Origin of the sequence: Pseudomonas sp. Irchel s3h17 (genome assembly GCF_900187505.1) — a bacterium.
In the GTDB taxonomy this organism is placed as follows: Bacteria; Pseudomonadota; Gammaproteobacteria; order Pseudomonadales; family Pseudomonadaceae; genus Aquipseudomonas.
The window spans coordinates 366,131-384,162 of the sequence record NZ_FYDL01000003.1; the positions used below are offsets into that span (position 1 = coordinate 366,131).

Genomic DNA, 18,032 nt, shown 5'->3' on the forward strand with positions numbered 1-18,032 from the left:
TGGCTTATTCCTGATTTTCGCCACGCTCGCGGGCAATGGCGCGGTAGCCAATGTCCTTGCGATAGAAGCAGCCTTGCCAGTCGATCTTCGCGGCCAGCTTGTAAGCCTGTTGCTGGGCCTCATCGACGCTCGCGCCCATGGCAGTGGCGCACAGCACTCGGCCACCGGCCGTCACCACCTTGCCGTCCTCAAGGGCGGTGCCTGCATGGAAGACTTTGCCTTCCAGTGCTGCGGCTGCATCCAGGCCTTCGATGGCGATACCCTTGGCGTAGTCGCCCGGATAACCGCCGGCGGCCAGTACGATGCCGACGCTTGGGCGCGGATCCCATTGTGCTTCGACCTTGTCCAGTGCCTGGGCGAGTGCCGCCTCGACCAGCAACACCAGGCTCGACTGCAGGCGCAGCATCACCGGTTGGGTCTCCGGATCACCAAAGCGGCAGTTGAACTCGATGACTTTCGGGTTGCCCGCTTTGTCGATCATCAGGCCGGCATAGAGGAAGCCGGTGTAGACGTTGCCTTCTTCGGCCATGCCACGCACGGTTGGCCAGATCACCAGGTCCATGACGCGCTGGTGAACGTCGCTGGTGACGACCGGGGCAGGGGAGTAAGCACCCATGCCGCCGGTGTTCGGGCCGGTGTCGGCGTCGCCAACACGTTTGTGGTCCTGGCTGGTGGCCATCGGCAATACGTTCTTGCCGTCGACCATGACAATGAAGCTGGCTTCTTCGCCGTCGAGGAACTCTTCGATCACCACGCGCGAACCGGCGTCACCAAAGGCGTTGCCGGCGAGCATGTCGCGTACGGCATCTTCGGCTTCAGCCAGGGTCATGGCAACGATCACGCCTTTGCCGGCGGCCAGGCCGTCGGCCTTGATCACGATCGGTGCACCTTTTTCACGCAGGTAAGCCAGGGCTGGCTCGATCTCGGTGAAGTTCTGGTAATCGGCGGTCGGGATCTTGTGGCGCGCCAGGAAGTCCTTGGTGAAGGCCTTGGAGCCTTCCAGTTGGGCCGCGCCGGCGGTTGGACCGAAGCAGTCCAGGCCACGGGCGCGGAACAGGTCGACCACGCCAGCCACCAGCGGGACTTCCGGCCCGACGATGGTCAGGGAGACATTCTTCTCGGCAAAGTCAGCCAGTTGCTCAAGCGCCAGGACGTCGATGGCGACGTTCTCGCACTTGGCCTCAATGGCCGTGCCGGCGTTGCCCGGGGCAACGAAAACTTTCTGCACGCGCGGATCCTGAGCCACTTTCCAGGCCAGGGCGTGTTCACGGCCACCGCTGCCAATGATCAAAACATTCATTTCAAAAACCTCGGATGACGCTAATTCTGTTTAGAGCCTAAAGCGCTTTACGCTGTAGGAGGGCGCACTGAAGTCGGTAGATGCAAGGCGGAGTCGGCCTCGATGAGCGGAGTTGCCTTCTGGCAATGAGCATCATCGAGGTCGGCTCCAACGCAGCAGATGCCGGCTTCAGTGCGGCCGTTGTCATATTAGTGACGGAAGTGGCGCATGCCGGTGAAGACCATGGCGATGCCGGCTTCATCGGCAGCCGCAATCACTTCATTGTCACGCATCGAGCCGCCTGGCTGGATCACCGCGGTGATGCCGACCTTGGCCGCGTTGTCGATGCCGTCGCGGAACGGGAAGAACGCATCGGAGGCCATGACGGCGCCCTGTACTTGCAGGCCGGCGTGTTCAGCTTTGATGGCCGCGATACGGGCCGAGTTTACGCGGCTCATCTGGCCGGCGCCGACACCGATGGTCTGACGGTTCTTGGCGTAGACGATGGCGTTGGATTTGACGTACTTGGCCACTTTCCAGGCGAAGATCAGGTCGTTGATCTCTTGCTCGGTCGGAGCGCGCTGGGTCACGACCTTCAGGTCTTCACTGCCGATCATGCCGATGTCACGGCTCTGTACCAGCAAGCCGCCGTTGACGCGCTTGTAGTCCCAGGCAGCGGCGCGGTCAGCCGACCACTCGCCGCACGCCAGCAGGCGCACGTTGGCTTTCGCCGCCACAATGGCGCGCGCTTCTTCGCTGACCGATGGGGCGATGATCACTTCGACGAACTGACGCTCGACGATGGCCTTGGCCGTTTCAGCATCCAGTTCGCGGTTGAACGCGATGATGCCGCCGAACGCCGATTCGGTGTCGGTGGCGTAGGCCAGTTCGTAGGCCTGGCGGATGCCGCCTTCGGCGTCCGGGCTGACCGCAACGCCGCACGGGTTGGCGTGCTTGACGATCACGCACGCCGGCTTGACGAAGCTCTTCACGCATTCCAGCGCCGCATCGGTGTCGGCTACGTTGTTGTACGACAGTTCCTTGCCTTGCAGTTGGGTCGCGGTGGCGATGCCCACTTCGGCAGGCTTGGCTTCCACGTAGAACGCCGCGCTCTGGTGCGGGTTCTCGCCGTAGCGCATTTCCTGGGCCTTGATGAACTGGCTGTTGAAGGTGCGCGGGAATTCGCTGCGACCTTCGGTGCTGAGGGTATCAGCGGCCTGGTTCACGGTGCCCATGTAGTTGGCGATCATGCCGTCGTAGGCGGCCGTGTGTTCGAACGCCTTGAGCATCAGGTCGAAGCGCTGGGCGTAGGTCAGGCCACCGGCCTTGAGGTTTTCCAGGACGTTGGCGTAGTCGCCGGCATTGACCACGATGGCCACGTCCTTGTGGTTCTTGGCTGCCGAGCGAACCATGGTCGGGCCGCCGATGTCGATGTTCTCGATGGCGGTCGGCAGGTCACAGCCCGGCTTGCTGATGGTGGCTTCGAACGGGTACAGGTTGACCGCGACCAGGTCGATCGGCTTGATGCCATGCTCGTTCATGATGGCGTCGTCGATACCGCGACGACCCAGGATCCCGCCGTGGATTTTCGGGTGCAGGGTTTTCACCCGGCCGTCCATCATCTCGGCGAAACCGGTGTAATCCGCGACTTCCACAGCGGCTACGCCATTGTCCTGCAACAGCTTGAACGTCCCGCCGGTGGAGAGGATCTCGACGCCGAGCGCTTCGAGCTCCCTGGCGAATTCGAGGATCCCGGTCTTGTCGGAAACGCTGATCAAGGCGCGGCGGATCGGCAGGCGGGTAGTCTGGTCGGTCATCTCAGTTTCCATCAAAAGCAAAGGAAGTCAGCAAAAAAGGCGACCGGTTTTACGCGGGCGCCTTTCTGGTTTGATTGAATGCTTACAGCAAATCGTACTGCTTGAGTTTCTTGCGCAAGGTGCCACGGTTCAGTCCGAGCATCTCGCTGGCCTTGGTCTGGTTGCCCTTGACGTAGCTCATCACGCTTTCGAGCAGGGGCGCCTCGACTTCGGAGAGCACCAGGTTGTACACATCCGTGACGGCGGCGCCTTCAAGGTGGGCGAAATAATTGTGCAGCGCCTTCTCGACACTCCCGCGAAGGGTCTGGCCTTCTTCGCTGGGCGTATTGAGGTGCTGTTTCAAATTCACGTTGTCGCTCACGGGTGTTGTTCCACTCACTAAAGTCTCGGTCATCATCGTCATGCGGCCACCCCTTCTCCGTCCCCTGTCAGGCTCTTGTAACGTTCGGCGAAGAACTCTCGAACGTTGGCGCATTGTGCTTCCGTACCATCCAAACGATTGAAGTGGGCGCGAAACTCCCTGGCGCCCGGCAGGGTTGCGAGATACCAGCCGACATGCTTGCGTGCAATGCGTACACCCATGACATCCCCATAGAAGGCATGCAGCGCGGCCAGATGCTCAAGCAGAATACGTTCCACCTCGATCAATTCCGGTGCCGGCAGTTTTTCACCGGTACGCAGGTAGTGCTCGATCTCACGAAAAATCCATGGCCGCCCCTGGGCGGCCCGGCCTATCAACAGGCCATCGGCCCCGGTCGCGTCAAGCACGTGCCGGGCCTTTTCAGGCGAGTCGATATCGCCATTGGCAAAGACCGGGATCGACACCGCCTGCTTGATCGCGGCAATGGTGTCGTACTCGGCTTCACCGGTATACAGGTCGGCGCGGGTGCGGCCGTGCACCGCCAACGCCGTGATGCCTGCCTGTTCGGCGATCTTTGCCACCGTCAGGCCGTTCTTGTTCGCCCGGTCCCAGCCGGTGCGAATCTTCAGGGTCACCGGCACATCAACCGCAGCCACCACGGCCTGCAGGATCTCGGTTACCAGGTCTTCATCTTTGAGCAAAGCAGAACCGGCGGCTTTGTTGCAGACTTTTTTCGCCGGACAACCCATGTTGATATCAATAATCTGTGCACCCAGCTCGACGTTGGCCCGGGCCGCATCCGCCAGCATCTGCGCATCACCGCCGGCGATCTGTACCGAGCGCGGCTCGGGATCACCTTCGTGGACCATGCGCAGACGTGATTTGCGGGTGTTCCACAAGCTCATGTCACTGGTGACCATTTCCGAGACTACAAGCCCTGCACCCAGTCGCTTGCACAGCTGACGAAAGGGCTGGTCGGTGACGCCCGCCATTGGGGCGAGAATCAAGCCGTTGTGCAATGTATATGGGCCGATGCGTACCGCCGACATAGGTCTTCCCTGTTGTGGGGTAGGATCATGAGAGTTCGAAAAAGGGTTGGCATGATACCCGCTCTCGATGACTGGATAAAGGCTGAACTGGATAAAATCTGAACAGTTAATCCGTTATTGCCAGCAGTTTGACTCGGCTCGCGGGTTGTCGGAGGGTCGCCATCCACCCGGCGCGACTGAACCGATTCACTCCGGGGAATGAAAGCTGAGGCTGTAATTCACCGCTTTCGGGCCGGGATCGAGGATGTCCAGGGCGATATGGATCGGGGTTTGCGGGGGCATTTCCGCAAGGTCGGCCAGGTCGCCGTTGAGGTATTCACCCGGTTTGAAGCGACGGCTGGCGATCAAGTGGCCGTTGAGGTCGGCAAAGCGCAGTTCCAGCAGGGGGAATGGCTGGGAGAAGGGCGCGCGGTTGTAGATGATGGCGTCTACTACCAGGGCACCACTGAAGTCCGGATGGCTGCGCACCACCAGGTTGCTGCTCTTGATTTTTGCGATGTCGACCTTGGACGGAACGTTGCAGCCAATCTGCGGGCACAGTTGCTGGAACCAGGGGCGGTACTGGTCATGGCGAGCCAGTTCGTCGAAGTGATGGGCGATGTACTGGCCGGCAAGGGCGGTAGCGGCCAGTAGTACCATCAGGCTCCAGAACAGCCGGCGTCCCCAGGGAGAGCGGCGTTGTTGCCAGTCCAGTTGCAGCGGATCGTCGACCAGGTCTCGCAGCACGTCGTCGTGCATGGCCGGCTCGCCTCGCGCGCGTCGCTTGCGTACGGGTTCGGCTGCCTGCGGGATCGGCTCGGGGTCGTCGTCGGTTGCGCTGAACCGTTCGTGCGAGGCGCTCGGCTCCTCGTCTTCCTCCTGGGGTTCCAGGCGCAGTGGCGGCGTCTCGGGTTCGTCGTCGAGGTCGACCAGTTCCAGGGACAGGGAAGGTTCAGTGCGTGAAGGCTTTGTCGGCTCATCTTCGTCCAGCATCCCGCTTGTTGCAGGTGTCGGGGACGTGTCGCTGGACAAGGCGCGTTCCGCTGCAGGCTCGCTGAACAGGCTGTCGGGCCACGGTGCTTCGCTTTCGTTGGCGTCACGGCGTGCGCTCAGCGAATCTTCCCGGGGCTTGTGCTCCTGGCCAAACTCCTTGGCGGGCTGGATTTCCCGTTGTTCGAGCTTGGCGAGTTCTTCGTCGAGGTCGAGGTGGTCCAGGTCAAGCTCGGAGGCGGTCCACTGCTTCTGGCTGATGGCCCGTTGCTCGGGTGCCGTTTCGACCGATGGCGACGAGCTGAGCGCGCTCGCCTGTTCGCCCATGCGTTGCTCGAGCAACTGCCGTGCAGCATTGAACACTTGCAGGCACGAGCCGCAGCGCACCACACCACGAGCCACGCTCAATTGAGAGTGGCTGACGCGGAAACTGGTCTTGCAATGCGGGCATTGGGTGACGAAGCTATCGGTCATGCGGCCATCCGGAGTCTGCAGAGGCTCATTTTAGCGCCGGCGACCGGTAATGCGCACCCAGCCATCGCGATTGGCGATCGGATCCAGGTCAAAGTCCTGGGCGTAAGCCGCTGCCACTTCTTCGCCTTGTTCGGCGAGGATGCCTGACAGCGCCAGGCGACCGCCGGCCTTGACCAGGCTGGACAGTTGCGGCGCCAGGGAAACCAGCGGGCCGGCGAGGATGTTGGCCACCAGTACATCGGCCTGAACCTGCGGCAGGTCTTCAGGCAGGTACAGCGGGAACAGCGCTTCGGCGATGTTGTTACGTCCGGCGTTGTCGCGGGAGGCTTCCAGCGCCTGCACATCGATGTCAGTGCCGACGGCCTGTTTGGCGCCCAGCAGCAACGCGGCGATCGCGAGGATCCCGGAACCGCAGCCGAAGTCCAGCACGTTGCAGTCTTTCAGGTCCTGGCCGTCGAGCCATTCCAGGCACAGGGCGGTGGTCGGGTGGGTGCCGGTGCCGAAGGCCAGGCCCGGGTCGAGCAGCAGGTTGACGGCATCAGGCTCCGGGGCGGCGTGCCAGCTCGGCACGATCCACAGGCGCTGGCCGAAACGCATCGGCTGGAAGCCGTCCATCCAGCTGCGTTCCCAGTCCTGGTCTTCGATGACTTCGCTGTGATGCTCGGGCAGCGGACTGCCGGTCAGCAGTTCCAGATGGGCCAGCACTGCAGCGGCTTCGGTGCCGCCTTCGAACAGGGCCAGCAAGTGGGTGTGCGACCACAGCGGGGTGGTGTTGAGTTCCGGCTCGAAGATCGGCTGATCTTCGGCGTCCATGAAGGTCACCGATACGGCGCCCACTTCAAGGAAAGCGTCTTCATAGGTTTCGGCTTGTTCTGGGCTGATGGCGAGACGGACTTGCAGCCAAGGCATGGCGGGCACCTTTGAAAAATATTGATTGCAGCCTAGTGGGCTGCGAGAAGCGAGCAAGTTTACGCGAGCGCGGGGCAGATGACGACCGGGTTGGTAGAGTTCAGGTGTGAACGAAAGACCTGTGGCGAGGGAGCTTGCTCCCGCTGGAGCGCGAAGCGGTCCCAAAACGGCAGGCACGGTTCTGTCTGGTCTGGCCCGGCTTGATGGTTTTGCGGTTGCTGTGCAACCGAGCGGGAGCAAGCTCCCTCGCCACAGAGATACGGTACGCAGTAATGTCCAGATACAACAAAGCCGCCCGAAGGCGGCCTTGTCGCATACCGACTAAAGCTTAGTGCTTTTCGCCAGCCAGCTTGTGCTCGAGGTAGTGAATGTTCACGCCCCCTTTGCAGAAGCCTTCGTCGCGGGTCAGGTCGCGGTGCAGCGGGATGTTGGTCTTGATGCCGTCGACCACGATTTCGTCCAGCGCATTGCGCATGCGCGCCATGGCTTCGTCACGGGTGGCCCCGTAAGTGATCAGCTTGCCGATCAACGAGTCGTAGTTCGGTGGCACGGCATAACCACTGTACAGGTGCGAATCGACGCGAACGCCGTTGCCGCCTGGCGCGTGGAAATGCTTGACCGTGCCCGGGCTCGGCATGAAGGTTTTCGGGTCTTCGGCGTTGATCCGGCATTCCAGTGCGTGACCGCGGATGACCACGTCATCCTGGGTGAACGACAGCTTGTTGCCGGCGGCGATGCTGAGCATCTCCTTGACGATGTCGATGCCGGTGACCATTTCCGATACCGGGTGCTCTACCTGGACACGAGTGTTCATCTCGATGAAGTAGAAGTGGCCGTTCTCGTACAGGAACTCGAACGTGCCGGCGCCACGGTAGCCAATGTCGATGCACGCCTTGACGCAGCGGGCGAAGACTTCCTGGCGAGCCTGCTCGTCGATGCCCGGTGCCGGCGCTTCTTCGAGGACTTTCTGGTGGCGACGTTGCAGCGAGCAATCGCGATCACCCAGGTGGATGGCATGGCCTTGGCCGTCGGAAAGTACCTGGACTTCCACGTGACGTGGGTTGGTCAGGAATTTCTCCAGGTAGACCATCGGGTTGCCGAACGCCGCGCCTGCTTCGGAGCGGGTCAGTTGTGCCGAGGAAATCAGGTCTTCTTCCTTGTGCACCACGCGCATGCCGCGACCACCGCCGCCGCCAGCGGCCTTGATGATCACCGGGTAGCCGACTTCACGGCCGATGCGCAGCGCCGTTTCTTCGTCTTCCGGCAGCGGGCCGTCGGAGCCTGGAACGGTTGGAACGCCAGCGGCGATCATCGCGTGCTTGGCCGACACCTTGTCGCCCATCAGGCGAATGGTCTCGGCTTTCGGGCCGATGAAGGCAAAGCCGGAGTTCTCGACCTGCTCGGCGAAGTCGGCGTTTTCCGCGAGGAAGCCGTAGCCAGGGTGAATGGCCGTGGCGCCCGTCACTTCGGCAGCTGCGATGATCGCCGGGATGTGCAGGTAGGAGTGGGCGGCCGATGCCGGACCGATGCAGACGGATTCGTCTGCCAGGCCCAGGTGCATCAGCTCTTTGTCGGCCTTGGAGTAAACGGCGACGGTCTTGATGCCCATCTCTTTGCAGGCACGCAGAATCCGCAGGGCGATCTCACCGCGGTTAGCGATCAGAACTTTTTCCAACTTCGCAGTCATCAAAGGCTCTCCGCGGTTCAAACGATGGTGAACAGCGGTTGGTCGTACTCAACCGGCTGGCCGTCTTCGACGAGGATGGACTCGATCACACCGCTGGTTTCAGCTTCGATGTGGTTCATCATCTTCATGGCTTCGACGATGCACAGGGTGTCGCCTTTTTTCACGCTTTGCCCCACTTCAACGAAGGACGGCGAAGTTGGCGAAGATTTGCGATAGAACGTACCCACCATCGGCGAACGGGCAACGGTGCCGTTCAGTACTGGTGCGGCCGGAGCGGCAGGCGCAGCGACTGGAGCCGCAGCGGCAGGGGCGGCGACAGGCGCTGCCATTGGAGCCGGTGCGTAGTACTGCTGGGCCGGGGTCTTGCTGTGGCGGCTGATGCGTACGGACTCTTCGCCTTCCTTGATCTCGAGCTCGTCGATGCCGGACTCTTCCAGCAGTTCGATCAGTTTCTTAACTTTACGGATATCCATGAATCATCAACTCCCAAGGGTCGGTCAGGGGCGTTTAACGCTTGTTGTTCAAGCCGTTGCCGGTCTTTCAAGCTGTTCCAGGGCGGCCTCCAGGGCCAGTCGATAACCGCTGGCGCCAAGGCCGCAGATCACTCCCACCGCTACGTCGGAGAAGTAAGAGTGATGGCGGAAAGGTTCGCGTTTGTGCACGTTAGACAAATGCACTTCGATGAATGGGATGCTCACCGCCAGCAGCGCGTCACGTAATGCGACACTTGTATGCGTAAAAGCTGCTGGATTGATCAGAATGAAGTCCACGCCTTCGTCGCGGGCGGCGTGGATGCGGTCGATCAATTCATACTCGGCGTTGCTTTGCAGGTAGAGCAAATGGTGGCCGGCATTACGGGCCCGTTGTTCCAGGTCCTGATTGATCTGGGCCAGGGTCACGGCGCCGTAGACACCCGGTTCACGGGTGCCGAGCAGGTTCAGGTTGGGTCCGTGCAGCACCAAAAGGGTCGCCATCTGCTGTTCCTTGTTATCTATGTGCAGGTATCAGAACCCGGCGACTATGCCGCAAAGCCTTTGTGACTGTCCAGTTCTCTGCAATAGCCAGCACAATGACCGATGATTGCGCGATTTATATGACCGACTGATTAAATCTGGTCATTCGCTCTGGCGACGCGTTCGGCGAACTCCCGCGCCGTGATCTCGCCGATTACCCGCACGTCGGTACGTTCATTGCCGTCCTTGCCAAAAAACATCAGGGCCGGTGGCCCGAACAGTTGGTAGCGGTCGAGCAGGGCGCGTTGTTCGGCGTTGCTGGCCGTTATGTCGAAGCGGATCAGCCGGTAGCCGTTGAGGCGTTCGACGACCATGGGATCGTTGAGCACCTCATGCTCGATGACTTTGCAGCTGATGCACCAGTCGGCGTACCAGTCGAGCAGCAGCGGGGTGTTGGCGGCTTTCGCCTCGGCGAGGGCCTGGTCGAGTTCCGCCGGGGTGCTGATGGTCTGCCACTGGCCGGCGTCTGGAGCTGGTGGGCTACCGGCGGCGTTGATGACCCGGGGCTGGCCAATCGGATTGAAGGGATCGGTCTGGCCGCTGAAGGCGCCGTACCAGCAGGCCAGGCCATAAAAGATCAGGAACATTCCGAGCAATTGGCCGAGGCGTTTGCGCGGTGGTTTGTAGACGAACTCCAGTGCCCCGAGGAACAACCCCACTCCTGCCGTCAGCAAGCCGATCAGCAGCAAGGTGACTTGTCCTGGCAGTACGCGGCTGAGCAAGCCGATCGCCAAGCCCAGCAACAATACGCCGATCGCGTTCTTCACATACACCAGCCAGGGCCCGCTCTTGGGCAACCAGGCCGCCCCGCCGGTGGCCACCAGCAATAAGGGGGCGCCCATGCCCAGGCCCAGCACGAATAGCTTCAATGCACCGCCCAGCGCGTCGCCGCTGGCGCTGATGTACAACAGAGCGCCGGCCAGGGGGGCCGACACGCAAGGCGAGACCAACAGGCTCGAGACCACGCCAAGCACCGCCGCGCCCCACAGCGAACCGCCTTCGGTACGCCCGGCAATGCGGTCCAGGCGGCTGCTGATGGCAGACGGTAGCTTCAGTTCGAACATCCCGAACATCGCCAGGGCAAAGGCGGCGAAGAACAGGGCGAACGGCACCAGCACCCAGGCCGATTGCAGGCGTGCCTGCAGGTTCAACTGGGCACCGAACAACCCCATCAAGGCACCGAGCAAGGCGAAGCAGGCGGCCATCGGCAGCACATAGGCCAGCGACAGGTTGAAACCACGCAGCCCGCCAATTTGCCCGCGCAGCACCACGCCGGAGAGAATCGGCAGCATTGGCAGCACGCAAGGGGTGAAGGTCAGGCTCAGGCCCGCGAGAAAGAACAGCGCCAGTTCACGCCAGCTCCAGGCAGCGCCGGGCTCGTTGCTGGCGGTTGCGCCATCGATCTGCAGGCGTTCGGTTTCCGGTGGGTAGCACAACCCCTTGTCGGCGCAGCCCTGATAAGTGACGACCAGGGTAAAGGCGCGTGGGTCGGCGCTGTTGCGGGGCAGTTCTACGTCGAGAATGCCGTGGTAGACCTCGACATCGCCGAAGTACTCGTCGTGCTTTTTCTCGCCCGCCGGCAGTTGAACGGCACCCAGGCCTGCGTCGGCCGGATCGCTGCGAAACTGGAAGCGATGGCGGTAGAGGTAGTACCCCTCGGTGGCGACGAAGCGCAGCTTGATCGACTGCGGCGTGGCTTCCACCAGGCTCAGCTGGAAGGCTTTGCGTACCGGCAGGAAATCGGCGCTGTTGTTGATCGCGCCCAGGGTCGAACTGGGACGACTGTCCAGCAGGCCGGTAGCGTGTACCGGTAGGGCCAGGATCAACAGCATCAGGCAGAGCAGGCGGCGCATGACAATCTCGCGTATCAAAGATGTGCGCATGATAGCGGACGGCGCCGATGACTGCCGAGCCAGAGGTTTCGATAATTCATCGTGGCGAGGGAGCTTGCTCCCGCTCGGCTGCGTAGCAGTCGCAAAGCCAGAGAGCAAGGTATGCCTGACACAACCGAGTTGCAGGTTTCAGGGTTGCTGCGCACCCCAGCGGGAGCAAGCTCCCTCGCCACAGAGCGGTTGCCTGGTTCAGGGGTTGTGTCAGACACGAAAGGCCTGCACGGCGGTATGCAACTGCCCGCCCAGCACCAGCAGGTTTTCGCCCTGACTGCGGCCCTCACCGATGCGCACCAGGTTCTCCCCGCCCAACTGGTGGATGCGCTCGCTGTGGTCGCGGATCTCGCTGACCGCGCCGCTTTGTTGAGCGGTGACATCGGCGATGCGTGCGGCGGTGTCGGCGATGGTCTGGATCGCACCGACAATTTTATCCAGCGCGCCGTCTGCCGCTTGTGCCTGGCTGGCAGTGGCCTCGGCGTGTTCGACCTGCGCGCGCATGCCCTCCACCGATTGCCTTGCCGCCAGTTGCAGGGCGCCAATCAAGGCCTGGATCTCGGCCGTGGCACCCGCGGTGCGTTGCGCCAGCGAGCGAACCTCTTCGGCGACCACTGCGAAGCCGCGGCCCATCTCTCCGGCGCGGGCCGCTTCGATAGCGGCGTTCAGGGCCAGGAGGTTGGTCTGGTCGGCAATCGAGCGAATCACCGTCAGCACGCCACCAATGGTTGCCGACTCCTCGGCCAGGTGCTCGATCATTTGGGCATTACCCTGGACTTCACCGACCAGGGCGTGAAGCCCGGTCAGGCTCAAGCCGATGACCTGCTGCCCATGCTCGACCGCAAGGCCGGCATGACGACTGGCATCGGCGGCCTGGCTGGCATCGCCGGCCACTTGCTGGATGGTCGCTTCCAGTTCGCCAAGGGAATCGCGGATCAGCGCGGTGTCGCCGGCCTGATGCTCGGCACCGTTGTGCAGGTCGCGGCTCAGTTCGGCCAGCACGCGACTGCTGCCCGCCACTTGTTCGGCGTTTTGCCGGATGGTCCCCACCAGGTCCACCAGATACACGCGCAGGCGATTGAGCGACTCTTGAATGTCGTGCAGTTCGCGGTTGGTCGAGCCCAACTGGATGTCCCGGCTGAAGTCACCTTCAGCCCAGGTCGAGAGCGCCGGAGCCAGGTTGGTCAGCACCCGGGCAAGGCGTCGTTGCAAGGTATCGATCAGCAGTGCAATCAACAGGATCAGGCCAATCATCACGCCCTGGATCAGCCGCACTTCACTCTGGATTTGCCCATGCTGGGCGCGGACGGCCGGCTCCAGTGCGGCAATGGCTTGCTGCACGGCGTCCATCTTCACATGGGTGGCGGCGCTGAGGTCGGCTCGTTTCTGGATCTGCTCGCGGGTGCGGGCCAGTTCAGCGGGGTAGCGGGCGAGCAGGCTGGACAGTTCACGCTTGAAGCCGGTGCCAGCATCTTCGACGACGGTTTTTTCGCTGCTTTCCAGGCCCATCATCGCGGCGAAGTCGTCGGCGTTGGAGGCTTGGTGGGCGGCGACGCCGAGCAACGGCAAAGCCTCGATCAGCACGGCTTGGGCGCGGATGCTGGCGAGCTCACGCTCCACGTCGCCGGCCAGTTCGCTACGACCGCTGCTGACCAGTTTGTCGCGGGCCAGCGACAGCTTGCCCAGGTGCTGCGCGGCGGCCAGCAGTGGCGCCAGGTAAGCCGCCGTCTCGGGTGTACTGGCGCCGGTGGCGTATTGGCTGAGTTGTTCGAGGCTCGCGCCCAGTTCGCGTTCGGCCTGTAGCAGCAAGGCTTGCGGGTCACCGGCCAGCTTGCCCGCGGCTAGCAGTTCGGTCCTGCTGAATTCGTCGAGGTCGGCAAGGCTGGGGCGCAGGCTTTGTGCCAGGTCCGCCGGCATCTCGTTGAGCTCTTTTTGCAGGGTGTCGAGGGCCTGGCTGGCGCCGCTCAAGCGCAGGGCATCGCCGCTGGCCAGGTAGTCTTCGACATTGCGCGCCACATGGTTATGGAACAACTGCGACAGGCCCAGGTACCGCTCCATCAACAGATAAGGGCGTTCCAGAGCCTTTTGCGACCACCACAATGTGGCACCGAGTGCGATGCACACCGCGACTAACAGCAGGGAGTTGAGATTGGTCAGCAACTTCAGGCGCATCGTGGGCAACCAACGACAGAAGGGAGGCGCCTGAAGTTATTGCGCTTGTGTTACAGCGGTATGACCGATTCAGTGGATTCGGATGAAAAGGTGGCACTTTGCTTTGGTCGGCGCGCCGCCTGAACCCGATTGCGTCCGGCGTCCTTGGCGCGGTACAGCGCAGCGTCGGCCAGGCTGGCCATCATCAGGCTGTCGGAGTCTTCCTGCAGGTCCACCACGCCGGCGCTGAAGGTGCACCACAGGTCGTGCGGCTGGGCCGGGTAGTGAATCTCGGCAAAGCGCTGGCGGATTTCATCGAGCACTTTGCAGGCCGACTCGATATCGGTGTCCGGCATGACGATGGCGAATTCTTCGCCGCCGTATCGGCCAATGAAATCGGTCTTGCGCAGGCGTTGCTTGAGAAACAGCGCCAGGCTCTTGATCACCCGGTCGCCCATGGGGTGACCGTGGCTGTCGTTGACCCGCTTGAAGTGATCGATATCGAGCATCGCGAAGCTCAGTGGCTTTTGTTCGCGGCGCGCGCGGAATGAGCAGTCTTCGAGCAGTTGCAGGATGTGGGTGTGGTTGTACAGGCCGGTCAGGCTGTCACGAACCATTCGCGCCTTGAGGTTGCGTGCCCGGGCGGCGCGGTTGCGCACGGTGGTGATCAGGTGGCGGGGCTTGATCGGCTTGGTCAGGAAGTCGTCACCGCCTTCGCTCATGGCATCGAGCTGCTTGTCCTGGTCGTCTTCGGCCGACAGGTAAATGATCGGTACGCTGACATAACGGTCGTTGTGGCGGATCACCTTGGCCAGTTCGGTACCGGTGCAGGCCGGCATGTACATGTCGAGGATAATCAGGTCGGGCTGGAAGTCGGCCAGTTCGGCCATCGCCTGGATCGGTTCGATCAGGGTGCGGGTGACGATCCCGGCGCTGTTGAGCAGGCGCTCGGTGTGCAGGGCCTGGGCGCGCGAGTCATCGATGATCAGCACTTTATAGGGTTCGTACTGGGCGACGCAGGTCAGGACCTCGATTTTTTCCAGCAGGCTCGAGGCTTCGAGGGTGCCGGTCAGGAACTCCTGGCCGCCGGCACGTACCGCCGCCAGGCGTGTCGGGGTGTCGGTTTCCAGCAGGCTGAAGAACAGCAGCGGCAGCTTATGCTCCAGCCCGGCCTGGGCTTCGGCCGCCAGTTGCAGGCCCAGGCCTGGGCCCGCGAAGTCGACATCCATGACAATTGCCGCTGGCAGTCGCTCCACCATGGACGAGCGAAAGGCCGCCACGCTGTCCAGGGACTGGGCGCTGAGGCCAAAGAATTCGAGTTGTTTGGCCAGGCGTTCGGCGCGGTCGTGGTCCTGCAGCAAGACATAGATCGGCTTGCGCAGTGGCGGCAGGAAGGTTTGTTCGAGCTGGTCGCCCTGGCGCAGGCCGGTGCGTGACAAGCGCTGCATCAACCGGTTCAGGTCAGTGATCAGCCCGCTGCTCAGGCGTCCGCGGTTGGCGTCGACGGCCTGCAGTGACTGGGTGATGCTGTGGGCCAGTTGGGTGTGCTCGGTCTGTTCGAAACGCTCGGCAAAGCGCAACAGGCGCAGGTTCGCCTCACTGAGTTCCGACAGATCGGCCGCCGACCATTCGCTGCGTTGCAGGCGCTGCCATATCTCAAGAATCTGACGTGCTTGATGAATTACCCGCTGGGCAAAGTGCTGCTTGAGGCGCTCACGGCTGGGGTCTTCTGGCTCGGTCATATCCTGACTACTAGTGAGGGTGCATGCTGAGGTCGACTGGTGGCTCTATGCTAGCATCTCTTTTCGATGGCATGAGTGCCGTAAGTCAATAATCTGCACAGCGACACGATTCAGTTTATGACCGGCTGGTCGCGTAGGCTCTGGGCCGTCCTTCCTTTATAGTGTCGGCTCGACTGTGATGCGTGCAGCGCCGTGCCGGGGCAGGATTAATCCGCTCACCATCAGGCACGATGGAGTAGGGTTGCGGTCGAACCGATGAACTCAAGTGATTGAAAGGATATCGCCATGCTGGACTGGAAGAACCGCGCAGGCAGTGCGCCTGAACGTGCCGCCGAACCCAAGTCGGCAACCCGCAGCTATTTTGGTGGTTTGCTGTTCAGCCGCGCATTGGCCACGTTGATCGGCCTTTACCTGGTGGTGACCATTGCCTTGGGTTGGTACTGGAGCAAGGAACCGGCCCTGTTTCCGGTTCAGCAGAACGCACAAATCGCCGCCGAGAAAGAAGGCAAGCAGATGGTTGTCGGGTACACCACGGTGGAAACCCTCAAGACCGTTGCCGGTACCTTGCTCGACAAGCCGGGTGGCTATATCTCCAACGACCGTTTCCCGCCGGGCCTGTGGATGGACAACACGCCGAGCTGGGAGTACGGCGTGCTGGTGCAGGTGCGCGACCTGACGCGCGCCATGCGTAAAGACTTCGCCCGCTCGCAGTCGCAATCGGCGGAAGACGCCGACCTGGCCAAGGCCGAACCGCGCTTCAACTTCGACAACAAGAGCTGGGTGCTGCCGTCCAGTGAGTCGGAGTACCAGGAGGGCATCAACTCCCTGAGCCGCTACCAGGCGCGCCTGTCGGACCCAACGCAAAAGAACGCGCTGTTCTACGCCCGTGCCGATAACCTGAACAACTGGCTGGGCGATGTGGGCACCCGTCTGGGTTCGCTGTCGCAACGCCTGTCGGCCAGTGTCGGCCGGGTCAAGCTCAACACCGCGTTGAAAACCGAAGTCGTGGCCCCGGGCCAGGTGCCACAACTGGATGAAGAGGTGGTGGAAACCCCTTGGATGCAGATCGACAACGTGTTCTACGAAGCGCGCGGCCAGGCCTGGGCGCTGTCGCATTTGCTGCGTGCCATTGAAGTCGACTTCGCCGATGTACTGGCGAAGAAGAACGCGACCGTCAGCGTGCGGCAGATCATTCGTGAGCTGGAAGCATCCCAGGAGACACTCTGGAGCCCGATGATCCTCAACGGCAGCGGCTTCGGCCCATTGGCCAACCACTCGCTGGTCATGGCCAACTACATTTCGCGGGCCAATGCGGCGGTGATCGACCTGCGCCAACTGCTCAACCAGGGCTGAATCATGGTCGATAACTCCCGGGAGGCCGCCCATCGCGCGGCCTCGGATGCCGAGCAGATTGCCTGGGTCGACGAGCAGGACAACCTGCTCGGCTCCCTGGTGCGCGCGGATTTACGCGCGCGTGGCCTGATCGGGCGCGGCACTTACATCATGCTGTTCAACTCCGCGGGCGACCTGTGCGTGCACCAGCGCACCTACAGCAAGGCCATCTACCCGGGGTTCTGGGATGTGGCGGCGGGCGGCATGGTGCTGGCGACGGAAACCTACGCCGAATCGGCGGCCAGGGAGCTGGCGGAGGAACTGGGTGTGAGTGGTGTGCCATTGACCGCCCACGACCACTTTTTCTTCGAAGACACCGGTAACCGGCTCTGGTGTTCGGCTTTTTCGGCGGTCTGGGACGGGCCTTTGCTCCTGCAGCCGGAGGAAGTGCTCCAGGCGCGCTTTATCCCGATCGAACAGGTCATGCGGGAAATCCACCAAAAGTCTTACTGCCCGGACTCTTTGGCGGCCTTGAAACGCTATCTGCGCTCGATCGGGGCCGACATCGCAAAAGATGTATAAATTGGCGCCGATTGGCTCTTAGCAAGTACGCTTTTTGTCGTTACACTGCGCGACCTTTTCAAGCTGGACCGGGTTGCTTTTTGTAGGAGCGAGCTTGCTCGCGAAGAACGCAGGGATGATGGGTGCTGTCTGAGTGCACGCGTTATCGTTGATGTCCATCGCGAGCAAGCTCGCTCCTGCAGGGTTGTACCGGTCCAGTAGCGCTGCCCCTGCCTGAGTGGGGCTTCGCGGTCGATAGCACGTGCCTACGTTGCTGCGACCAGTCTTTGTCCTCCCAAGAGGATTGCCGGTGGCCAAAAAAGCCGCATCCTTCGCCGCCCTTGGTGGCTTGGTATTTTCCACCGACGCAGGTCGACATTGCCCGGACTGTAGCCAGCCGGTGGCAACCTGCATCTGCAAACAAACCGTTATCCCGGCCGGCGACGGTATCGCGCGCGTGCGTCGCGAAAGCAAGGGCCGTGGCGGCAAGACGGTGACCACCATCAGCGGTGTGCCGCTGGCTGAAGACGCGCTCAAGGAGCTGGCCACCACGTTGAAAAAACGCTGTGGTACCGGTGGCGCGTTGAAAGACGGGATCATCGAAATCCAGGGCGATCATGTCGAGCTACTCTTGGCCGAACTGATCAAACACGGTTTCAAAGCGAAGAAATCCGGCGGCTAGCAGCCTCTGTGAAGACCACTCCGACTTGATGCAGGCCTGATCCGATTCAGGTGTGGTGTCGTCTCCAGGGTTTTCACAGAGCCTGTTCTGACCGGTTTCTAAACTCAGCGCTGCATCCGGGGT

Annotated in this window: 15 protein-coding genes; 3 read left to right on the forward strand and 12 right to left on the reverse strand. The window is 62.0% G+C overall.

All coding sequences use genetic code 11. From position 1 onward, the window contains the following. Positions 1-4 precede the first annotated feature (4 nt). The 12 genes from purD to CKW25_RS05805 all read right to left on the reverse strand — a co-directional run bounded on the left by purD (position 5) and on the right by CKW25_RS05805 (position 15,334). Complete coding sequence (gene purD, locus CKW25_RS05750) at positions 5-1,300, reverse strand: phosphoribosylamine--glycine ligase (protein WP_095078229.1); 1,296 nt, start codon at positions 1,298-1,300, stop codon at positions 5-7. A gap of 188 nt (positions 1,301-1,488) precedes the next feature. Further along, on the reverse strand, positions 1,489-3,096 hold the full coding sequence (gene purH, locus CKW25_RS05755; RefSeq protein WP_095078230.1) for a bifunctional phosphoribosylaminoimidazolecarboxamide formyltransferase/IMP cyclohydrolase: 1,608 nt from the start codon (positions 3,094-3,096) through the stop codon (positions 1,489-1,491). Positions 3,097-3,178: 82 nt separating this feature from the next. After that, entirely contained in the window at positions 3,179-3,499 is a 321-nt protein-coding gene (gene fis / locus CKW25_RS05760; RefSeq protein WP_095078231.1) for a DNA-binding transcriptional regulator Fis, read from the reverse strand. Next, the gene (dusB, locus tag CKW25_RS05765; protein WP_095078232.1) at positions 3,496-4,506 is read right to left on the reverse strand and encodes a tRNA dihydrouridine synthase DusB; all 1,011 of its coding nucleotides are present in this window, start codon (positions 4,504-4,506) and stop codon (positions 3,496-3,498) included. Before dusB ends, fis begins: the two co-directional genes overlap by 4 nt. A gap of 186 nt (positions 4,507-4,692) precedes the next feature. Continuing rightward, positions 4,693-5,949, reverse strand: coding sequence for a DUF3426 domain-containing protein (locus tag CKW25_RS05770; protein WP_095078233.1), 1,257 nt, complete (start codon positions 5,947-5,949; stop codon positions 4,693-4,695). A gap of 30 nt (positions 5,950-5,979) precedes the next feature. Further along, the gene (gene prmA / locus CKW25_RS05775) at positions 5,980-6,858 is read right to left on the reverse strand and encodes a 50S ribosomal protein L11 methyltransferase (RefSeq protein WP_095078234.1); all 879 of its coding nucleotides are present in this window, start codon (positions 6,856-6,858) and stop codon (positions 5,980-5,982) included. Positions 6,859-7,186: 328 nt separating this feature from the next. Then, positions 7,187-8,545 carry an acetyl-CoA carboxylase biotin carboxylase subunit gene (gene accC, locus CKW25_RS05780; RefSeq protein ID WP_095078235.1) on the reverse strand — a complete coding sequence of 453 codons (1,359 nt, stop codon included), beginning with the start codon at positions 8,543-8,545 and terminating at the stop codon, positions 7,187-7,189. A gap of 17 nt (positions 8,546-8,562) precedes the next feature. Next, complete coding sequence (gene accB, locus CKW25_RS05785) at positions 8,563-9,018, reverse strand: acetyl-CoA carboxylase biotin carboxyl carrier protein (RefSeq protein ID WP_095078236.1); 456 nt, start codon at positions 9,016-9,018, stop codon at positions 8,563-8,565. Between the two features lie 48 nt (positions 9,019-9,066). Continuing rightward, a complete protein-coding gene (gene aroQ / locus CKW25_RS05790; protein WP_095078237.1) occupies positions 9,067-9,519 on the reverse strand; it encodes a type II 3-dehydroquinate dehydratase in 453 nt (150 codons plus the stop codon). A gap of 131 nt (positions 9,520-9,650) precedes the next feature. Further along, positions 9,651-11,411 carry a protein-disulfide reductase DsbD gene (locus CKW25_RS05795; RefSeq protein ID WP_095078238.1) on the reverse strand — a complete coding sequence of 587 codons (1,761 nt, stop codon included), beginning with the start codon at positions 11,409-11,411 and terminating at the stop codon, positions 9,651-9,653. A 240-nt stretch (positions 11,412-11,651) separates the two neighbouring features. Beyond that, entirely contained in the window at positions 11,652-13,613 is a 1,962-nt protein-coding gene (locus CKW25_RS05800; protein WP_095078239.1) for a methyl-accepting chemotaxis protein, read from the reverse strand. 50 nt (positions 13,614-13,663) lie between these two features. Further along, complete coding sequence (locus CKW25_RS05805; RefSeq protein WP_095078240.1) at positions 13,664-15,334, reverse strand: PleD family two-component system response regulator; 1,671 nt, start codon at positions 15,332-15,334, stop codon at positions 13,664-13,666. 285 nt (positions 15,335-15,619) lie between these two features. On the opposite strand from CKW25_RS05805, the gene CKW25_RS05810 reads away from it, so the two are divergent. The 3 genes from CKW25_RS05810 to CKW25_RS05820 all read left to right on the forward strand — a co-directional run bounded on the left by CKW25_RS05810 (position 15,620) and on the right by CKW25_RS05820 (position 17,909). After that, entirely contained in the window at positions 15,620-16,687 is a 1,068-nt protein-coding gene (locus CKW25_RS05810; protein ID WP_095078241.1) for a DUF2333 family protein, read from the forward strand. 3 nt (positions 16,688-16,690) lie between these two features. Next, entirely contained in the window at positions 16,691-17,248 is a 558-nt protein-coding gene (locus CKW25_RS05815; protein WP_095078242.1) for an NUDIX hydrolase, read from the forward strand. A gap of 289 nt (positions 17,249-17,537) precedes the next feature. Further along, positions 17,538-17,909 carry a translation initiation factor Sui1 gene (locus CKW25_RS05820; RefSeq protein WP_095078243.1) on the forward strand — a complete coding sequence of 124 codons (372 nt, stop codon included), beginning with the start codon at positions 17,538-17,540 and terminating at the stop codon, positions 17,907-17,909. Positions 17,910-18,032 lie beyond the last annotated feature (123 nt).